The sequence below is a fragment of the Kluyvera cryocrescens NBRC 102467 genome (assembly GCF_001571285.1).
GTDB classification, from domain to species: domain Bacteria; phylum Pseudomonadota; class Gammaproteobacteria; order Enterobacterales; family Enterobacteriaceae; genus Kluyvera; species Kluyvera cryocrescens.
In genome coordinates this window covers 77,507-96,754 of the sequence record NZ_BCTM01000022.1, presented here as the reverse complement: position 1 = coordinate 96,754, position 19,248 = coordinate 77,507, and the positions used below count along the sequence as shown (strand labels likewise).

At 53.8% G+C, this 19,248-nt stretch carries 19 protein-coding genes and 1 tRNA gene; 16 read left to right on the top strand and 4 right to left on the bottom strand.

The features are described 5' to 3' along the window. Positions 1-59 precede the first annotated feature (59 nt). Positions 60-135: transfer RNA gene (locus tag KCR01S_RS16430), tRNA-Trp, on the top strand. A gap of 102 nt (positions 136-237) precedes the next feature. On the opposite strand, the gene hdfR is transcribed toward KCR01S_RS16430, so the two are convergent. After that, entirely contained in the window at positions 238-1,056 is an 819-nt protein-coding gene (gene hdfR, locus KCR01S_RS16425) for an HTH-type transcriptional regulator HdfR (RefSeq protein WP_061283985.1), read from the bottom strand. A gap of 118 nt (positions 1,057-1,174) precedes the next feature. On the opposite strand from hdfR, the gene KCR01S_RS16420 reads away from it, so the two are divergent. Beyond that, positions 1,175-1,513 carry a MaoP family protein gene (locus KCR01S_RS16420; protein ID WP_061283982.1) on the top strand — a complete coding sequence of 113 codons (339 nt, stop codon included), beginning with the start codon at positions 1,175-1,177 and terminating at the stop codon, positions 1,511-1,513. A gap of 25 nt (positions 1,514-1,538) precedes the next feature. Here the strand turns inward: KCR01S_RS16420 and KCR01S_RS16415 are convergent, their stop codons facing one another. Then, positions 1,539-3,059, bottom strand: coding sequence for a YifB family Mg chelatase-like AAA ATPase (locus KCR01S_RS16415; protein ID WP_061283980.1), 1,521 nt, complete (start codon positions 3,057-3,059; stop codon positions 1,539-1,541). A 353-nt stretch (positions 3,060-3,412) separates the two neighbouring features. Between KCR01S_RS16415 and ilvL the strand changes: the two genes are divergently transcribed. The 14 genes from ilvL to KCR01S_RS16350 all read left to right on the top strand — a co-directional run bounded on the left by ilvL (position 3,413) and on the right by KCR01S_RS16350 (position 17,356). Continuing rightward, positions 3,413-3,511: an ilv operon leader peptide gene (ilvL, locus tag KCR01S_RS24335; protein ID WP_015966468.1), complete on the top strand. Its 99-nt coding sequence runs from the start codon at positions 3,413-3,415 to the stop codon at positions 3,509-3,511. A gap of 139 nt (positions 3,512-3,650) precedes the next feature. Beyond that, positions 3,651-5,297, top strand: a complete 1,647-nt coding sequence (gene ilvG, locus KCR01S_RS16410) for an acetolactate synthase 2 catalytic subunit (protein WP_061283977.1) — start codon at positions 3,651-3,653, stop codon at positions 5,295-5,297. Next, complete coding sequence (gene ilvM / locus KCR01S_RS16405) at positions 5,294-5,560, top strand: acetolactate synthase 2 small subunit (protein ID WP_061283974.1); 267 nt, start codon at positions 5,294-5,296, stop codon at positions 5,558-5,560. The genes ilvG and ilvM overlap by 4 nt, the downstream gene beginning before the upstream one ends. A 17-nt stretch (positions 5,561-5,577) precedes the next feature. After that, positions 5,578-6,507: a branched-chain amino acid transaminase gene (locus KCR01S_RS16400; RefSeq protein WP_061283971.1), complete on the top strand. Its 930-nt coding sequence runs from the start codon at positions 5,578-5,580 to the stop codon at positions 6,505-6,507. Positions 6,508-6,567: 60 nt separating this feature from the next. Next, positions 6,568-8,418: a dihydroxy-acid dehydratase gene (gene ilvD / locus KCR01S_RS16395; RefSeq protein ID WP_061283968.1), complete on the top strand. Its 1,851-nt coding sequence runs from the start codon at positions 6,568-6,570 to the stop codon at positions 8,416-8,418. A 5-nt stretch (positions 8,419-8,423) separates the two neighbouring features. Next, the gene (ilvA, locus tag KCR01S_RS16390) at positions 8,424-9,968 is read left to right on the top strand and encodes a threonine ammonia-lyase, biosynthetic (RefSeq protein WP_061283965.1); all 1,545 of its coding nucleotides are present in this window, start codon (positions 8,424-8,426) and stop codon (positions 9,966-9,968) included. A gap of 250 nt (positions 9,969-10,218) precedes the next feature. Continuing rightward, positions 10,219-10,734, top strand: coding sequence for a PTS sugar transporter subunit IIA (locus tag KCR01S_RS16385; RefSeq protein ID WP_061283962.1), 516 nt, complete (start codon positions 10,219-10,221; stop codon positions 10,732-10,734). Position 10,735: 1 nt separating this feature from the next. Beyond that, positions 10,736-11,014, top strand: a complete 279-nt coding sequence (locus tag KCR01S_RS16380) for a PTS sugar transporter subunit IIB (RefSeq protein ID WP_061283960.1) — start codon at positions 10,736-10,738, stop codon at positions 11,012-11,014. 45 nt (positions 11,015-11,059) lie between these two features. Continuing rightward, entirely contained in the window at positions 11,060-12,463 is a 1,404-nt protein-coding gene (locus KCR01S_RS16375; protein ID WP_061283958.1) for a PTS galactitol transporter subunit IIC, read from the top strand. A 68-nt stretch (positions 12,464-12,531) separates the two neighbouring features. Beyond that, positions 12,532-14,595: a BglG family transcription antiterminator gene (locus tag KCR01S_RS16370; RefSeq protein WP_061283955.1), complete on the top strand. Its 2,064-nt coding sequence runs from the start codon at positions 12,532-12,534 to the stop codon at positions 14,593-14,595. A gap of 103 nt (positions 14,596-14,698) precedes the next feature. Beyond that, positions 14,699-15,361 carry a class II aldolase/adducin family protein gene (locus KCR01S_RS16365; protein ID WP_061283953.1) on the top strand — a complete coding sequence of 221 codons (663 nt, stop codon included), beginning with the start codon at positions 14,699-14,701 and terminating at the stop codon, positions 15,359-15,361. 47 nt (positions 15,362-15,408) lie between these two features. Then, entirely contained in the window at positions 15,409-16,419 is a 1,011-nt protein-coding gene (locus KCR01S_RS16360; RefSeq protein ID WP_061283951.1) for a dihydroxyacetone kinase subunit DhaK, read from the top strand. 9 nt (positions 16,420-16,428) lie between these two features. Next, on the top strand, positions 16,429-17,073 hold the full coding sequence (dhaL, locus tag KCR01S_RS16355) for a dihydroxyacetone kinase subunit DhaL (RefSeq protein WP_061283949.1): 645 nt from the start codon (positions 16,429-16,431) through the stop codon (positions 17,071-17,073). A gap of 16 nt (positions 17,074-17,089) precedes the next feature. Continuing rightward, entirely contained in the window at positions 17,090-17,356 is a 267-nt protein-coding gene (locus KCR01S_RS16350) for an HPr family phosphocarrier protein (protein WP_061283947.1), read from the top strand. Between the two features lie 135 nt (positions 17,357-17,491). On the opposite strand, the gene dhaL (KCR01S_RS16345) is transcribed toward KCR01S_RS16350, so the two are convergent. Both dhaL (KCR01S_RS16345) and KCR01S_RS16340 read right to left on the bottom strand, forming a co-directional pair. Beyond that, positions 17,492-18,121, bottom strand: a complete 630-nt coding sequence (gene dhaL, locus KCR01S_RS16345) for a dihydroxyacetone kinase subunit DhaL (RefSeq protein WP_061283945.1) — start codon at positions 18,119-18,121, stop codon at positions 17,492-17,494. A gap of 1 nt (position 18,122) precedes the next feature. Then, positions 18,123-19,127 carry a dihydroxyacetone kinase subunit DhaK gene (locus KCR01S_RS16340; protein ID WP_061283943.1) on the bottom strand — a complete coding sequence of 335 codons (1,005 nt, stop codon included), beginning with the start codon at positions 19,125-19,127 and terminating at the stop codon, positions 18,123-18,125. Between the last annotated feature and the right edge of the window lie 121 nt (positions 19,128-19,248).

Sequence of the window (19,248 nt, the reverse complement as noted above, 5' to 3'; positions counted from 1 at the left end):
TTTAAGATTAAGCCTGCTAAATTAGCAGGCTTAATGATAAGAAAAATTAAGAAAGATTTAGGGGCGTAGCTCAGTTGGTAGAGCACCGGTCTCCAAAACCGGGTGTCGCGAGTTCGAGTCTCTCCGCCCCTGCCATATATAATCCTTTGCTTCGGCGAAGGATTTTTTTTGCCCAAAATTTGCTTCCCTTAAAAGACCCACAACGCCTTCCCGTGGGTCTCATCCCTCGACCAATTTCTAGAAGACGTTATTTTTCAATATGTCGCGAATTTGCGGCTGTTTGTCACTATTTTGCAGCCATATAGCATATAAAGGACGTGAAATGGGTGTGCTGTCGGACACGGGATAGAGTTCACTTTGCTCACGTGCCCATGCCGTTGGCAACCAGGTGCAACCTTTGAGTGGCATAAGCTGGCGGCGGGCTAAACTGGCGGAACTGGTCGTCAAAAGAGGAATATCGTCACCGGCAATCAACCCAGCCTCATGCTGCTGAAAATCAGCGCCCCACTCCAGACGAAGATAATTGAGCTCTGATTTCACCGCCATCGGTATCGCGCAGTACAGTTCGAGAGGGAAGTGCCCTAACAGCTGACTGCTGAATTCATCCATTTTAGGCGTTTCTGTGGTGATCAGTAGGTCAAGCTGGCGTTCATGTAGTTGCTTGACCAGCGATTGCCGTTGCGCAATCCGTGCTTCGAATTGCAATGTGTCGTCCGCCTGGTAGAGCCTGGCCAGCCATTCATTGAGCATACACTCCCATAGCGAGGCGCTGGCACCGATCGAAAACTCATTGTGCCGTGAGGTATTGGCTACATCTTTTCGCGCCGCCTGCCAGGTGCTCATCAGCGTTTCGGCATAGGGCAGAAGTTTCTCTCCCGCTGCAGTGAGCCGGATATTATTACGATGGCGGGTGAACAGGTTTACCCCTAGCTGATTTTCTAACTGACGGATGCGAAAACTTACCGCAGATTGTGTTAGATAGAGCGCTTCCGCGGCCCGCCCAAAGTGACGAGTTCTGCTCACTTCGAGGAAAGTTTTCAGCAATTCGGTATCCACAGCTTTCTCCGCAATTTTTTTTGTCGTAATGATTTAAATCTTTTGTTTTACACTCTGTCAAGCGTATCTAATACTCCGCGCCATAAATAGCTCGGCCAAAGAATTAGGAGCGTGTAGGATGGCGGAAAGCTTTACGACGACTAATCGTTTTTTCGATAATAAAAATTATCCACGCGGGTTCTCTCGTCATGGTGATTTCACCATCAAAGAGGCGCAGCTGCTGGAGCGTTACGGCTTTGCCTATAACGAACTCGATCTCGGTAAGCGCGAGCCTGCGACCGAAGAGGAACAGCAGTTCCTCGCGGTATGCCGCGGTGAACGTGAGCCGGTGACGGAAGCTGAACGCGTATGGCACAAGTATGTGACGCGCATTAAGCGTCCAAAACGTTTCCATACTCTGTCTGGCGGTAAGCCGCAGGTAGAAGGCGCTGAAGACTACACCGACAGCGACGATTGATAAAAAAGGGGCTTAGGCCCCTTTTTTATTGCAGTAGGGTTTGCAGATGAAGCAGCATTCTGTCGATACCACGATAACTCAGCGCTTCCTGCAGATGATGCCGCGCAATAAATTCAACTCCCTCCATATCCGCCAACGTACGCGAAACCTTCAGCAGACGCTGCCAGGCTCGTATAGAGAGCCCCAACTGCATCAATGTCTGTTCCAGCCAGAGTGCATCGGCATGATGTAACGTGCAGTACTGCTTGATCTCACTACTGCTCAGCAGGGCGTTAAGCTTATCTTGTCGGTCATACTGACGATGCCGGGTGGCGATGACCCGGTTTTGTACCGTCACGCTACTTTCTCCCGTGCGGATCGGTTGGCTGAGCAGCCCCGGTGGCGGTAGCGGGATCTCCAGCGACAGGTCGAAGCGATCGAGGAACGGCCCCGATAAGCGATTCAGATAGCGTAGCGTCTGTTCCGGAGTGCAGCGGTTATGCTGCCCTTCATAGTGCCCGGTTGGGCTGGGATTCATGGCGGCAATGAGCTGAAATCGGGCAGGGTACGTTAATTTTGCTCGCGTGCGGGAGATGTGAATTTTTCCGGACTCGATGGGTTCTCGTAGTGCATCCAATACCCGACGCTCAAACTCTGGAAGCTCATCAAGGAACAACACACCGTTATGGGCCAGTGATATTTCACCGGGGGCAGGTATCGACCCACCGCCAACCATTGCGGCTAATGACGCGCTATGGTGCGGAGCCCGAAAAGGGCGGCTGCGCCACTGGGTCCGGACATTGCCGATATTCTCCAGACTGATGATTGCTGCGCTTTCTAACGCCTCGCGATCGTTTAATGGCGGCAGTAGCCCACGTAATCGGCTGGCTAGCATCGTTTTTCCCGTACCTGGAGGGCCAATCAGTAGCAGGTTATGCCCACCGCTCGCGGCGATTTCTAGGGCCCGCTTGCCCTGCTGTTGACCAATAACATCGCTGAGGTCCTCGCTGTTCTCCACTGTGGTGAGATTATCCGATGGTGGGAGACGTAGGGTCTGTTTTCCTTCAAGGAACGCACAGACCTCGAGAAGATGGCTGGCGATCAGGCAGTCGCAGCCGCCTAGTAGCCCGACCAGCGGAGCATTCTCCTCTGCGACGATTATTTGTCTTCCAGCGGCGATGGCCTCTATGGCTGCGGAGATAGCCCCAGGAACACCGCGTAACGAGCCCGTGAGCGCCAATTCTCCAACAAACTCATATTGCCCCAGTTTAGTGCTATTAAGCTGCTCAGACGCCGCCAGGAGCGCAATAGCGATAGGTAAATCATATCGCCCGCCTTCTTTGGGAAGATCGGCAGGTGCCAGATTAATGGTGATTTTTTTGGCCGGGAAGGTGTAGCCACTATTGATAATGGCGCTTCGCACGCGGTCCCGCGACTCTTTGACGGTCGTTTCCGGTAGGCCAACCATAATAAGGCCTGGCAGGCCCTGGCTGATATGCACTTCAATGGTAATGAGCGGGGCATTAACCCCGAGCGCGGCGCGCGTGTAGACAACGGATAGCGACATAATTCCTCCCTGGAGTGCGGTATTATGTCCGTTCGAGTTCTCGTATTAACCGGTAATTTTGCGTATTTACGCTACGTATTCGTATTATTTCGCATCTTTTCACGGCATTTCATAACTCACGGAATAGCGATCGCATTTTCTCCACGAACTCTCACCATTCGATAGCGGATGCTGAGCCTGAAGACGAAAAAGTGAAATATTTTCATTTCATAAATTTTGTATATAAAACAAATTGTTTTCATAAATTCATTAGCGTGATCAGCAATGGAGCCATAAAAAAAACTTGTGTAATTTGTGATGTCTGTGGTAACTCTGTAGGTATTCCTTCGAACAAGATGCAAGAACAAACAAAAATGAAAGCCCTTCTACGAGTGATTAGCCTGGTCGTGATTAGCGTGGTGGTGATTATTATCCCACCGTGCGGGGCTGCACTTGGACGAGGAAAGGCTTAGAAATCAAGCCTTAACGAACTAAGACCCCCGCACCGAAAGGTCCGGGGGTTTTTTTATGACTTAAAAACAATAACGAGGAGCAGAAAATGGTTACTAGCATAAAATTCTGTTTCTTACGATCTACGGCGGGGAACTAACTATGAATGGCGCACAGTGGGTGGTACATGCGTTGCGAGCGCAGGGGGTTGAAACGGTATTTGGCTATCCGGGTGGTGCCATTATGCCGGTTTACGACGCGCTGTATGACGGCGGCGTAGAGCACCTGCTGTGTCGGCACGAGCAGGGGGCGGCAATGGCGGCTATCGGTTATGCCCGCGCTACCGGTAAAACCGGCGTTTGCATCGCCACGTCAGGTCCTGGTGCAACCAACCTGATCACCGGATTGGCCGATGCACTGCTCGACTCCGTGCCCGTTGTGGCCATCACCGGGCAGGTTGCCGCACCGTTCATCGGGACGGATGCCTTCCAGGAAGTGGACGTTCTCGGTTTGTCGCTGGCCTGCACCAAACACAGTTTCCTGGTGCAATCCCTGGAAGAGCTGCCGCGCGTGATGGCAGAGGCGTTCCAGGTGGCAAACTCAGGCCGTCCTGGTCCGGTATTGGTCGATATCCCGAAAGACATCCAGATTGCGCAAGGCGACTTAGAACCGTATTTCTCGACGGTGGAAAGTCAGGATGATTTCCCGCATGGCGAAATGGCGCAGGCCAGGCAAATGCTGGCGCAGGCGGAAAAACCGATGCTGTACGTGGGCGGTGGTGTAGGGATGGCACAGGCGGTTCCGGCCCTGCGTGAGTTTATGGCGGCGACCCACATCCCAGCGACCTGTACCTTGAAAGGGTTAGGGGCGGTGCCTGCGGAATATCCGTACTACCTGGGCATGCTGGGCATGCACGGCACCAAAGCAGCCAATCTGGCAGTTCAGGAGTGCGATCTGCTGATCGCTGTCGGCGCGCGCTTTGACGATCGCGTTACCGGTAAGCTCAACACTTTCGCCCCGCACGCCAAAGTTATCCATATGGATATCGATCCGGCTGAAATGAACAAACTGCGCCAGGTGCACGTTGCGTTGCAGGGGGACCTGAACGCGCTGCTGCCTGCGTTACAGCAGCCGCTGGCGATTGATGTCTGGTGCGAACATAACGCGGCGATGCGTGCCGAGCACGCGTGGCGCTACGATCACCCCGGTGAAGCCATCTACGCGCCGCTGCTGCTCAAACAGCTGTCTGACAAAAAGCCCGCTGATAGCGTGGTGACCACTGACGTTGGCCAGCATCAGATGTGGTCGGCCCAGCATATGACCTACACCCGCCCAGAGAACTTCATTACCTCCAGCGGCTTAGGCACTATGGGTTTTGGCTTACCGGCTGCCGTGGGGGCTCAGGTAGCGCGCCCGAACGATACGGTCATCTGTATCTCCGGTGACGGCTCCTTCATGGTGAATGTACAGGAGCTGGGCACCGTAAAACGTAAGCAGTTACCGCTGAAGATTGTATTACTCGACAACCAGCGGTTAGGTATGGTGCGACAATGGCAGCAATTGTTCTTCCAGGAACGTTATAGCGAAACCACCCTGACCGATAATCCCGATTTCCTCACGTTGGCCAGTGCCTTCGGCATCCCCGGCCAACACATCACTCGTAAAGACCAGGTTGAAGCGGCACTCGACACCATGCTAACGAGCGAAGGCCCGTACCTGCTTCATGTCTCAATCGACGAACTTGAGAATGTCTGGCCACTGGTGCCGCCTGGCGCCAGCAACTCACAAATGCTGGAGAAATTATCATGATGCAACATCAGGTCAATGTGCAGGCCCGCTTCAACCCGGAAACCTTAGAACGCGTCTTACGCGTGGTACGCCACCGTGGTTTTCAGATTTGCTCGATGAATATGGAAACCGCCGGTGATGCGCAGAATATAAATATTGAACTGACCGTTGCCAGCCAGCGCCCGGTCGACTTACTGTTTAGTCAATTAAATAAACTGGTGGACGTGGCTTCGGTTGCCGTTCAGCAGTGTACAAGCACATCACAACAACAAATTCGCGCCTGAGCGCAATAGGAAGAGAAATGACGACGAAAAAAGCGGATTACATCTGGTTCAACGGTGAGATGGTACGTTGGGAAGAGGCAAAAGTGCACGTCATGTCCCACGCGTTACACTACGGCACCTCCGTCTTTGAAGGTATCCGTTGCTACGACTCTCACAAAGGCCCGGTTGTTTTCCGCCACCGCGAGCACATGCAGCGTCTGCGTGATTCCGCCAAAATCTATCGCTTCCCGGTCTCTCAGAGCGTTGATGAACTGATGGAAGCCTGCCGCGCCGTACTGCGTAAAAATAACCTGACCAGCGCCTATATCCGTCCGCTGGTCTTCGTCGGCGACGTGGGTATGGGCGTTAACCCACCGGATGGTTACACCACTGACGTGATCATCGCGGCGTTCCCGTGGGGCGCCTATCTGGGCGCTGAAGCACTGGATCAGGGGATCGATGCGATGGTCTCTTCCTGGAATCGCGCGGCACCCAACACCATCCCAACTGCGGCAAAAGCGGGCGGTAACTACCTTTCTTCCCTGCTGGTTGGCAGTGAAGCACGCCGTCATGGCTATCAGGAAGGCATCGCGCTGGACGTAAATGGCTACCTGTCCGAAGGTGCGGGTGAAAACCTGTTTGAAGTAAAAGATGGCGTGCTGTTTACCCCACCGTTCACCTCTTCCGCACTGCCGGGTATCACCCGTGATGCCATTATTAAACTGGCGAAAGAGATTGGTATTGAGGTTCGCGAGCAGGTGTTGTCCCGCGAATCCCTGTACCTGGCGGATGAAGTGTTTATGTCCGGCACCGCCGCCGAAATTACCCCGGTACGTAGCGTTGATGGTATTCAGGTTGGCGAAGGTCGCTGTGGCCCGGTCACCAAACGTATTCAGCAAGCATTCTTTGGCCTCTTCACCGGTGAAACCGAAGATAAATGGGGCTGGTTGGATCAGGTTAATCAATAAGATAGAAATGGGGCGGCACGCACCGCCCTATTAACGAGACAGAGACTGGGAGTACAAAGCATGCCTAAATACCGTTCCGCCACTACCACCCACGGCCGTAATATGGCCGGCGCACGCGCACTGTGGCGCGCCACCGGGATGACCGACGATGACTTCGGCAAACCGATTATCGCTGTCGTAAACTCGTTTACCCAGTTCGTGCCGGGCCACGTTCACCTGCGCGACCTTGGTAAACTGGTTGCCGAGCAGATCGAAGCCTCCGGCGGCGTGGCCAAAGAATTCAACACCATCGCTGTGGATGATGGTATCGCCATGGGCCACGGCGGCATGCTCTACTCGCTGCCGTCCCGCGAGCTGATTGCCGACTCCGTCGAATACATGGTGAATGCTCACTGTGCCGATGCAATGGTCTGTATCTCTAACTGCGACAAAATCACCCCGGGGATGCTCATGGCCTCTCTGCGCCTGAACATTCCGGTGATTTTTGTTTCCGGCGGCCCAATGGAAGCCGGCAAAACCAAGCTGTCTGACAAGATTATCAAGCTCGACCTGGTCGATGCGATGATTCAGGGTGCGGATCCGAAAGTGTCTGACTCGCAGAGCGAGCAAATCGAACGTTCTGCTTGCCCAACCTGTGGCTCCTGTTCCGGTATGTTCACCGCCAACTCGATGAACTGTCTGACCGAAGCACTGGGCCTGTCGCAGCCGGGTAACGGTTCACTGCTGGCAACCCATGCTGACCGTAAAGAGCTGTTCCTCAACGCCGGTAAGCGCATCGTTGAGCTGACCAAACGTTACTACGAGCAGGATGACGCGAGCGCGCTGCCGCGTAATATCGCCAACAAATCAGCGTTTGAAAACGCCATGACGCTGGATATCGCTATGGGCGGTTCCACTAACACCGTTCTGCACCTGCTGGCTGCGGCGCAGGAAGCGGAAATCGACTTCACCATGAGTGATATCGACAAGCGGTCACGCAAAGTGCCGCAGCTGTGTAAAGTGGCGCCGAGTACGCAGAAATACCATATGGAAGATGTTCACCGCGCGGGCGGCGTGCTGGGGATTTTAGGCGAACTGGATCGCGCTGAGCTGCTGAACCGCGATGTGAAAAACGTTCTAGGGCTGACGCTGCCGCAAACGCTGGATCGCTACGATGTCATGCTGACTCAAGATGATGCGGTGAAAAAAATGTTCCGTGCAGGCCCGGCCGGTATCCGTACCACCCAAGCCTTCTCGCAGGACTGCCGCTGGGATACGCTGGATGACGATCGCGCTGAAGGCTGTATCCGTTCTCTGGAACACGCTTACAGCAAAGATGGCGGTCTGGCCGTGCTGTACGGTAACTTCGCGGAAAATGGCTGTATCGTGAAAACCGCCGGTGTTGATGACAGCATCCTGAAATTTACCGGCCCGGCCAAAGTGTACGAAAGCCAGGACGAAGCCGTAGACGCTATTCTCGGCGGCAAAGTGGTTGCAGGTGACGTGGTGGTGATTCGCTACGAAGGGCCGAAAGGCGGGCCTGGCATGCAAGAAATGCTCTATCCAACCACCTTCCTGAAATCCATGGGCTTGGGTAAAGCCTGTGCGCTGGTCACCGACGGTCGTTTCTCCGGCGGGACTTCCGGTTTGTCCATCGGCCATGTCTCGCCCGAAGCGGCAAGCGGCGGCAATATCGCGATTATCGAAGATGGCGACATGATTGCTATCGACATCCCGAACCGCGGTATTCAGCTACAGCTGAGCGATGCGGAAATCGCTGCGCGCCGTGAAGCACAAGAAGCCCGCGGTGATAAAGCCTGGACGCCAAAAGATCGTCAACGCCAGGTCTCCTTTGCCCTTCGTGCCTATGCCAGCCTGGCAACCAGCGCTGACAAAGGTGCGGTGCGCGATAAATCCAAACTGGGAGGTTAACCACCATGGCGGATTCGCAGCCCCTATCCGGCACCCCTGAGGGTGCCGAGTATCTCAGAGCGGTGCTACGCGCACCGGTCTACGAAGCGGTACAGGTGACGCCGCTACAGAAAATGGACAAGCTCTCTTCGCGCCTTGATAACGTTATCCTGGTCAAACGTGAAGACCGACAGCCGGTGCACAGCTTCAAGCTGCGCGGCGCTTACGCGATGATGGCGGGTTTAACCCCCGAACAGAAATCGCATGGCGTCATCACTGCCTCTGCAGGCAACCATGCGCAGGGCGTCGCATTTTCTGCATCCCGTCTGGGGGTGAAAGCGCTGATCGTGATGCCGGTTGCCACGGCGGATATCAAAGTTGATGCCGTCCGCGGTTTCGGCGGTGAAGTTCTGCTGTATGGCGCTAACTTTGATGAAGCCAAGGCCAAAGCGATCGAACTGTCGCAGCAGCAGGGCTTTACCTGGGTTCCGCCATTCGACCACCCGATGGTGATTGCCGGGCAGGGCACGCTGGCGTTGGAGCTGTTGCAACAGGACGCGCATCTTGACCGGGTCTTTGTGCCGGTCGGCGGCGGCGGCCTGGCGGCGGGCGTGGCGGTACTGATTAAACAGCTGATGCCGCAGATCAAAGTGATTGCCGTCGAAGCCGAAGATTCTGCCTGCCTGAAGGCGGCGCTGGATGCGGGGCATCCGGTGGATTTACCGCGCGTTGGGCTGTTTGCCGAAGGCGTCGCGGTGAAACGCATCGGTGATGAAACGTTCCGCCTCTGTCAGGAGTATCTCGACGACATTATCACCGTCGATAGCGACGCTATCTGCGCCGCGATGAAAGACCTGTTTGAAGATGTGCGCGCGGTGGCTGAACCTTCAGGCGCCCTGGCGCTGGCGGGGATGAAAAAATACATTGCCCAACACGATATTCACGGTGAACGTCTGGCGCATGTGCTCTCGGGTGCCAACGTCAACTTCCACGGCCTGCGCTACGTCTCCGAACGCTGCGAGCTGGGTGAACAGCGTGAAGCGCTGCTGGCGGTGACCATTCCGGAAGAGAAGGGCAGCTTCCTGAAATTCTGCCAACTGCTGGGTGGCCGCTCGGTGACCGAATTCAACTATCGCTATGCCAATGACAAAAATGCCTGCATCTTTGTGGGCGTGCGTCTGAGCCGTGGCCTGGAAGAGCGTAAAGAGATCCTCCAGTTGCTGAATGAGGGCGGTTATAGCGTGGTGGATCTGTCCGATGATGAGATGGCGAAACTGCACGTGCGCTATATGGTTGGCGGCCGTCCGTCACAGCCGCTGCAGGAGCGTTTGTACAGCTTTGAATTCCCGGAGTCACCGGGGGCGCTGCTGAAGTTCCTGCACACTTTAGGCACGCACTGGAATATCTCGCTGTTCCACTATCGCAGCCACGGCACCGATTACGGCCGCGTCCTGGCGGCGTTTGAGCTAGGTGATAATGAGCCGGACTTCGAAACCCGACTTAATGAACTGGGCTACGACTGCCATAACGAGACCCACAATCCGGCGTTCCGCTTCTTCCTCGCGGGCTAATGCCTCCTGAATAAGGGATGACCCAGTCGGGTTATCCCTTATTTTTTCCCTCTATTTACCTCTCCTGCAGCAGCCTATTTTCCCAATCTGCCGATCTCTACGACAAAAATGTGACGTCATTCATAATAAAACGCTCACCGCGTTGCGCCAGGCTGCGAACATCTTTTGGGGGCAATACTTGTCGCTCGGTCATCGGCCCTGAATTAATATTGTCTCTAGTTAATTCTTAATGCCTGGAGAGGATATTCGGATGAGAGCGAATATAATTGATGCCCCGAATGAAAATGCGCAAGGATGTGAATATTTTCTGCCTCAGCTCACATTTCTTGATCAGCATTATGTCAACGCCACGGATTATTTTTCTTGGATATTTTTGCAACTTAAAGAACAGGGCTTCGTGCGGAGTTCGTTTCTCGAGGCGATCGTCGCACGTGAAAAAGCGTATCCCACCGGTTTACCCACGTTGCCGGTGGCAATAGCCCTGCCACACACCGATCCCCAACATGTGATTCGCCCCTTCATTTCTGTGACGCGCCTGGCGCGGCCCCTTGCCTGGCATGAGATGGGCAATGACGATAATACGCTTTACGTCCACTTTATTGTTTTACTTGGTTTTGTTGACCATAACAGCCACCTGACGGCATTGCAAAAGCTGATGGACTGTCTTGCAGATGAAGACGTTGTTCAAACGCTACGTGAAATAAACGATCGAGATACTTTTCTCAGTACCTTCACATCAAGACTGCAATTAGATAAGGATTTATAAGATGAAAAAAGTCATTGTTGCCTGTGGAAGCGGCGTTGCAACTTCGCAAACAGTTGCCAGTAAGGTTTCCCGCTTATTGAATGAACGTAATCAGTCACATATTAAAGTTGAAGTTATCGACCTGAAATCTCTTGATAGCCATATTAAAGATAGCGCTGCCTATATCGCTATCACTAAAGTTGATAAGCAATATCCTATCCCGGTGATTAATGGAATTGCTTTTCTAACCGGTATGGGTATGGAGCAAGAATTACAAAAGGTCATTGATGCCTGTAAATAAGGCGTAGCTCTTTAATCCGTATAATTATTTTAGTGGAGAAGTGCTATGGACTTTCTTGGTGTAGTCATAAATTACATTCTAAATTTAGGCGCGCCGGTTTTTGTGCCTTTCATCATGTTATTAGCCGGGCTGGTGGTGCGAATGAAATTCCGCGACGCCGCATCGGCAGCTATCACCCTCGGCGTGGCATTCGTGGGGATGAGCATGCTGATAGGCTTCATGGTGGATGCTATCGGCGTGGCGGCCCAGACCATGATGCAGCGAACCGGGCTTGAACTGAGCATCGTCGACGGCGGCTGGACGACGATGGCGAATATTTCCTGGGCCTGGCCTTACGCCTTTGCCATGTTCCCTCTTCAGGTTGGCGTGAACATTGTGATGTTGATGCTGAACAAAACCAACACCTTCAACGCGGATCTCTGGAACGTCTGGGGGAAAATCTTTACTGCGTTTATTGTCGTGAGCGTCACCACCCCATTGTTTGGCCCAGCCTGGAGTCTGGCACTGGCGTTCCTGGTTGCGGCCTTCCAGATCATTATGGAGCTGAACGCTGGCGATATTCACCAACATCGAATCGAGAAACTCACCGGTATTCCCGGCGTAACCTGTACCCACCGTATGGTGTTCTTTGGCGCCATTTACTACCCGTTCGATTTACTGCTGCGCAAAATCCCGGTGTGCAATAAACCCATGGATGCGACGGCGCTTCGCGCGAAGGTCGGCGTCTTTGCGGAAAACCATATCATCGGCTTTATTCTTGGGATCCTGTTTGGCGTTATTGCCGGCTATAGCGTAGCGAAAACGCTGATGCTGGGCGTACAGGCTTCTACGGCGCTGGTGCTGTTCCCGATGATTTCGAAGCTCTTTATGCAGGCGCTGTCGCCAATCTCTGAGGCGATAAGCGACTATATGAACAAGAAATTCTCAGGGCGGAAGCTGTTTGTGGGTATCGACTGGCCGTTCATGGGCGGAGCCAGTGAGATCTGGTTCGCCATTATCGTCGCCATTCCGTTCACCTTGATTTGGGCATTGATTCTGCCGGGCAACAAGATTTTACCTTTCGCCGGCATCATTAATATTGCCCTGATTGTCCCGGCTTATTTGGTCACCCGCGGTAACACGCTGCGGATGGTGATTTTAAGCATTATTGGTGTGCCGTTCTTCCTGTTCGTTGGGACACAGTTTGCACCGATGATTACCGAATTGGGGCTGGCAACGAAGGCGATAACTATTCCGGCAGGCCAGCTGATTTCCAATAGCTCGATCGACGCCCCGGTATTTACCTACGCCTTCTCCTTCCTGTTCAAGTTCCTGGAAGGTGACCTTATTCCGCTACTCTTTGCGGTCTGGTGGGCGTGCGGTTACTTCTTCTACTCACGTGAATTGCGTCGCGAAAGCAGCCTGGCGCAACAGGAAGCAGGGCAGCAGGAGAATGCCCAGCAAGCGTAACGCTGAAATCGACGTTTATCTCTGGCGGCCGCTACCGCCGCCAGATTTTTCATCGCAGGAGAGTCGGTATGGCTATGGATAAACGCGTGGTCGCAGTGCTGGATGCGATTGTGAACGACCCTAGTATGACGGGGGCGAAGCTCGAAGAGCAGTTTTGCCTGACGCGTAAGCAACTGAGCTATACGCTGAAAAAAGTGAATGACTATCTGGAATCGAATCACTTCGATCCTATCAATCGCCTGAAGACCGGGAAGCTGCACATTCCGCGCCATGTGGTGGAGCATTTTCGCCAGAATCAGACGGCAGAATCGGAGCAGCGTTATCTTTTCTCGGAAGAGGAACGCGGGCAGATGATTATCTTTATGCTGCTGACGCGCAGTGAAAGATTATCGTTGCTGCATCTTTCGTCATCGCTAGGAGTGAGTCAGAACACGATTATCAACGATCTGAAAAAGGTGCGCGGCGAGGTTATCGAACACGGGTTAGAGATCAACTATGACCGGGGTAACGGTTACCATATCCTTGGCGAAGAGCTTGAAAAGCGCTATTTACTATTAAGCTGTCTGCGACGGGTATTGGAAATTCCGGTCGCGAAAAATATTATTGCCCAATATAACAACGTGATGAGCGAACATCTGGAAACGGTGGGTAATATTTTTAGCGAAATTGAAAAGCGTTTTAAAATTCAATTTACCGACCGCCAGCTTCAGGAGCTTATTTATTTCATCTGTTTTGTTTTGCACCGTATTGAGTCGGGTAAAAATTTGGTCACTATTCCAGACAGCTACGCCGATATTATCCGCAGCAGGGAGTTTACCCTGATGCAAAGCGTTATCAGTAAAATCAATATCAACAGTGAAAATGAACTGGTTTTCCTGACAGCACTGATCCAGAGCTCGAATATTCAGAGCATTGCCGATAAGTATTTCCATCTTGATACTCTGTTGCTGGAAAGTGTGGTGGCGGTGGTCGATAGTTTTGAAAAGATAAGCTGTGTCACTATTAAAGAAAAAAATGAGTTGATCGAAAAAATCTATCAGCACTGGAAGCCGGCCTACTACCGCATTCGCTATCACCTGGCCAACACCAGCAGTGTGTATGATCTGGTGGTCAAAGAATTTAGCCATCTGCATGAGATGGTGCGCCGGGCGGCGCTGCCGTTTGAAACCCTTTTGCACTGTGAAATCCCGGATGAGGAGATGGCCTTCTTGACGGTACTGTTTGGTGGTTGGCTGACACGAGAAGGGGTTATCCATCAGATAAAACTGCAGAAAACGGCCGTCGTCGTGTGTGAAAATAGCGCGACCATTTCAACCTATCTGTATCTGACGCTGCAGGTGTTATTCCCTGAGCTGCACTTCACGCAGATGCTGTCCCGCCGCGAGTTTGAGCGCTTCACCGGGCATTATGATGTGGTTTTTGCCACCACCCATCTTAATACCAGCAAGATGGTGTTTGTGGTCAACCCGTCGATTGGCGCCATTCATAAAAGCGCTTTCCGTAACCACGTCATCAGTGCGCTCCAGGGCGTGGATCCGAATATCATCCAGATTGAACAGCTGCTGCTGATCTTTGAGCGCTTTGGCAACATCATCGATCACCAAGGGCTACAGCGAGCGCTCGCCAGCTATATCTACGCGGAAAATAGCCCCGCCAGCTCGGTGGGAAGCTTTGAACCGCCGACGCCATCGCTGATTGATTTACTGGGGAAAGCGCACGTCAAGTTTGCTGCAGAGCTGCCGGGTTCATGGCAGCAGGCAATTACCCAGGCGTCAGCTTCATTGTTGCAAAGCGGGGTCATCGAACCGCGCTACGTGAAAATTATGCTCAACAAAATCGCTGAGGAGCAGCCCTATATCATGCTGGCAGATGGCGTCATTATTGCGCATGCAGGCGTGGACGACGGCGCGCTGGATACCGGGATGGCGTTATTACGTCTGCCTTATAAAATTGCTTTTGCCGATTATATGCAGGCCGACATTATTATCGTCCTCGCAACCCATAATCCACAAAAACACTTAAAAGCATTGGCCCAATTAAATGAATTTCTTGAGTTCTATGATGGTGGCAACGTTATTCGTCGGGCGCAGGATGAATCTGCACTAATAAACGAAATCACCCGTCATATTTAAATATTAATTCAATGTCGTTGCAGCTTATACGCTGCAACGTTATTTCACGGCAATAACTGTCGCGACCGCGTTCGCCCTTACCACCGTATACAGGATAAATATTATGTTAGAGATTCAGAAAAAACACGTTGTTGAAATGGCCAGAACCGCTCAGCAGTGGGGTTTATGTAAACATAAAGCCGGTAATTCCAGCGTACGGGATAAAGAGACTGGGCTTATTCTGGTGACCCCAACCACTATCGATAAAATGCATTTAACACCGCGGGATATTGTGGTGATGGACGTTGAAGCGAACGTTATCGAAAGCGAGGCCGGCCTGCGTCCAACCAGCGAATGTCTGATGCACATCGAGATTTATAAAGCGCGCCCGGATATTTTTGCCATCTCTCACACCCACTCACTCTATGCCACTTCGTTTGCCGTATTGAATAAGCCGATCCCAGCGGTGGTATATGAGTGTGCAATCCTAAATCTCAAAGATGGGGTGATCCCCGTTGCGCCGTATGGCCGGCCTGGCACGCCAGCGCTGTCGGACAGCGTTATCGAGCCGATTAAACGCGCTGATGCCATCCTGATGGAAAAGCATGGCGCGATTGGCGTGGATAAAGACCCGTACGAAGCGGTACTGAAATCCGCTTACCTCGAGGAGATGGCGCAGATTTACTACCACGCGCTGATGATTAATGGCGGTAAAGAGCCGGGATCCTTTACCCCGGAAGAGCTGCAGCGCTGGGAATATCCTTCACAGATTAAGTTCGCCCGCTAATACCTCAACGCCCCGCCCGATTGGGCGGGTATTCATGGAGAGAACGCATGAAAAAGTTTATCAATCAGGCGGAGGATTTTATCCCGGAGATGCTGGATGGCATCTATCTGGCTCACCCCGACCGCTTTCGTTTCGTCAATGATGATCTGCACTGCTTAGCTACCGCGCGCCCGGTACCGGGGAAAGTCGGGATCGTCACCGGCGGAGGTTCAGGTCATTTGCCGCTGTTCCTGGGGTATGTGGGTGAAGGGATGCTTGACGGCTGCGCCATCGGCGATGTGTTTCAGTCGCCGTCGCCGGAGCAAATTCTGGCGGTCACCCAGGCCGTCGATAGCGGCGCTGGCGTGCTGTATCTCTACGGCAACTACAACGGCGATATTTTCAATTTTGATATGGCGGCAGAAATGGCCGACATGGAGAGCGACATCCGTACCTGTACCGTGGTGGCCGCAGACGACTCGGCCGGTGCCGCTCCAGGCGATGGCGTGACAACAAGGCGTGGCGTGGCGGGGATTTTCTTCGTCTACAAATGCGCTGGCGCATCGGCGGCGAGAATGGATGACCTGGAGACCGTGCAGCGCATTGCCCGCAAAGCTGGAGACCGCGTGCGCACGCTTGGCGTGGCGTTGTCGCCCTGCATTGTGCCGCGAATCGGTAAACCTGGTTTCCATATCGGCGACAACGAAATGGAAATTGGTATGGGGATTCACGGGGAAAGCGGAATTCGGCGCGGCCCTCAGTTAAGTGCAGAGCAGATTGCCGAAGAGATGATGTCCTGGCTACTGGCGGATTCGCCCTGTCAGCAGGGAGACGACGTGGCGGTGCTGATTAACGGCCTGGGTGCCACGCCACTGGAGGAGCTGTACCTGATGTATCGCCACGTTCACCAGATTCTGGCAGAGAGCGGCATTCGCGTTTTCCGCGTGTGGGTGGGTGAGTTCGCCACGGCCATGGAGATGACCGGCATGTCGATTAGTCTGATGCCGGTGGACAGTGAACTGAAGGCGTTACTGAATGCCGGAGCCGATACGCCAATGTTCCGTCAGTTTCCCGCTTAAGGAGGCACTATGACGCTAGATACGCAGAAACTGCGCCCGCTTTTTGCCGAATGGGCCCGCGTGATGCAGGAGAATAAGCCGATGCTGACTGAACTGGATAGCGTGGTGGGTGATGGCGATCTGGGGCTGACCATGAGCGACGGTTTTGCGGCGGCGAACGATGTGGTACAGCACAGCGAAGAACGTGATATTGGGCGATTTTTTTATCTTGCGGGCAAAGCGATGGCCTCGGCAGTGCCCTCCACCATGGGCACACTGATGGCGTCCGGTTTGATGCAGGCGGGTAAGATTTTTAAAGGGCGCACGACGCTAGTGACGGAGGATGCCAGCGCATTCTTTCAGGCGTGGTATGACGGCGTTCAGCAGCGCGGCAAGGCGCAGCCCGGTGAAAAGACCTTTCTCGACGGTATGGCACCGGCGCTGGTAGCACTAAAAAAATCGACGACAACGCCGCTGGTTCAGGCGCGAGAGGCGCTGCACCAGGCGCAATGGGGCGTACAGCAGACGACAACAATGGTGGCAAAACATGGGCGGGCTGCTATCCACGGCGAGCGTTCACGAACGTTTGTTGACCCCGGCGCGATGGTCGCCCAACTCTTGATTCAGGGCTATTTTCATTTCATTCAGGCTATTTGTCCGGCCGACGGGCAGTGAAAAAGGAAGCGTAATTATGTTGAAAGAGGTTGTCAGGATCAGCAATCAGCACGGTATTCATGCGCGCCCGGCGGGTGTGCTGGCGAAAGCCTGCGCCCAGTATCAGTCGCGGATCGAGATGATCTATGAGGGTAAGGTTATCAAGGGCAAAAGCATCATGAGTATTTTAGGTGCCGGGATCAAAGGTCGGGGATCGCTTGAGATCATTTGCAGCGGCAGCGATGAGCAAGAAGCGATGGCGAAGCTGAAAGTACTGTTCGCTGATGGATTTGGCTTTGATTAACCGGCCATGAATGATGCCCTTTGAACGTCGGCCGGATAAGCTTACTGCTATCCGGCATTTTTTTAAAAACGGCGAAACCTTCAGGCAATAAAAAACCCGGCAGCCACAGCTCCGGGTTTTTTATTGCCTGATCTGTTATGCCTGGTTCGCGAACTCAGACATAAACTGCAGAATAAACGCCATGGACACCGCCCCCGGATCGCAATGACCGATTGCCCGTTCCCCGAGATTTTTGGCGCGGCCAAAGCGGGCGATCATCTTACTGGTCCCTTCTGCGCCGGCCATTGCAGCGTGTGCACAATGCGCGAGGGCCATCGGCAGCGGGAGTGCCGCATCAGCCTTGGCCTGCAACGCGGCGGCAGCCAGCGCGTCGACCATGGTCTTATCGCCGGGTTCTGCCCCTCCGCGCTGGTGGATAGCGGTCATGCCAATTTCCAGCCACTCGGCAAGCGTTGCCGCATCGAACTGCTCCCGCCCAGCAAGGGCTTTGCCGCCGGCGCGGAAAAGTGTGCCAAAAATAGCGCCGGATGCACCGCCCATGCTGGTCATTAATCGGGTGCCGCTTTGCAGCAGACACTCGCCGATATCCGCAGGAGCAAACTCAGCGGAAGAGAGCAGCGTGTGCAGTGCGGTAAAGCCGCGTTTAATACCGATACCGTGGTCGCCATCGCCAATGACCTGGTCAAGTGCAGTCAGGCGGGGCTCGCTGGCGATCATGCCTTCCGACACATATCGCAGGCAGGCAGTGAATTGAGGTGTCTGCATCTTATTTTCTCCAGCCGAGAGTGTTGATGGGGTAGTCGTATAGGCGCTGCATCTCGTCATCCAGTCGCAGCATGCTTAGCGAGAAGCCGGACATTTCCAGCGAGGTACAGAAGTGACCAACCTGCACGTCATAGGTGTGGATCCCGCGTGCTTTCAGCGATAGACCGACCTTGCGAGTCACCACCATCAGTTCGCTATTGCTGAGCGACCCGAGGTTATTCACGCTGACGCAGACTTTATCGCCCTGGCCAAAGGGCAGGTCGGCACACAGGCGCTCAATCATCATCTCGACCAGATCATCCGTTTGCGGCAAAGGAATGCGGCACAGCCCTGGTTCACCGTGGATGCCGATGCCGAGCTCAATTTCGTTGTCGGCGAGCGTAAAGTTAAAGGCATCTGACTGCGGCAGCGCACAGCCGCTAAGTGCTACGCCGATGGTGCGGGTATGGTGATTGGCCTTTTTCGCTAGCGCTTCGAGCGCAGGCAGCGTGTAGTGCTCGAACTGTGCTGCGGCGCCGGCAAGCTTATATAAAAATGCCAGGCCGCCAACGCCCCGACGGTCAGACATTCTCTCAGGCGGCGCAGACGCAATATCATCGGTGGCGCGGACAGTACGGCATTCAATACCTTCTTCGGCAAGGATCTCCGCGGCGATATCGAAGTTCATCCCGTCGCCGGAGTAATTACCGTAGAGAAAAAGCACGCCATTTCCCCGGTGAACGGCGCGGCTGGCCTCGATGATCTGGTCCGGCGAGGGGGAGGTAAAGACTTCGCCGAGCGCACAGGCGTCGATACCGCCTTCACCGACGAACCCGGCAAAGGTGGGTTCGTGGCCGCTGCCGCCGCCGCTGACAATCACCGTCTGCTCATCCTGCGGCATGGTGCGGTAAATCGCGCAGTGCTCCGGCAGGGCGTGGATTTTGCCCATCCCGGCGTACACCAGCCCCTCCATGATTTCAGCGCGAATATTATCGGTGTTGTTGAAGATCTTTTTGGGTTTCTGCATTGTCACTCCCTCTCGTAAGGTACTGTTTCTTTAGTGACGATTTTACCTGCGCGGCCCGTTTATACCTGGCACCTTTGATACCAATTAATCTCCCGGGAAAGGGGCATGGCTGGGGGAAGCG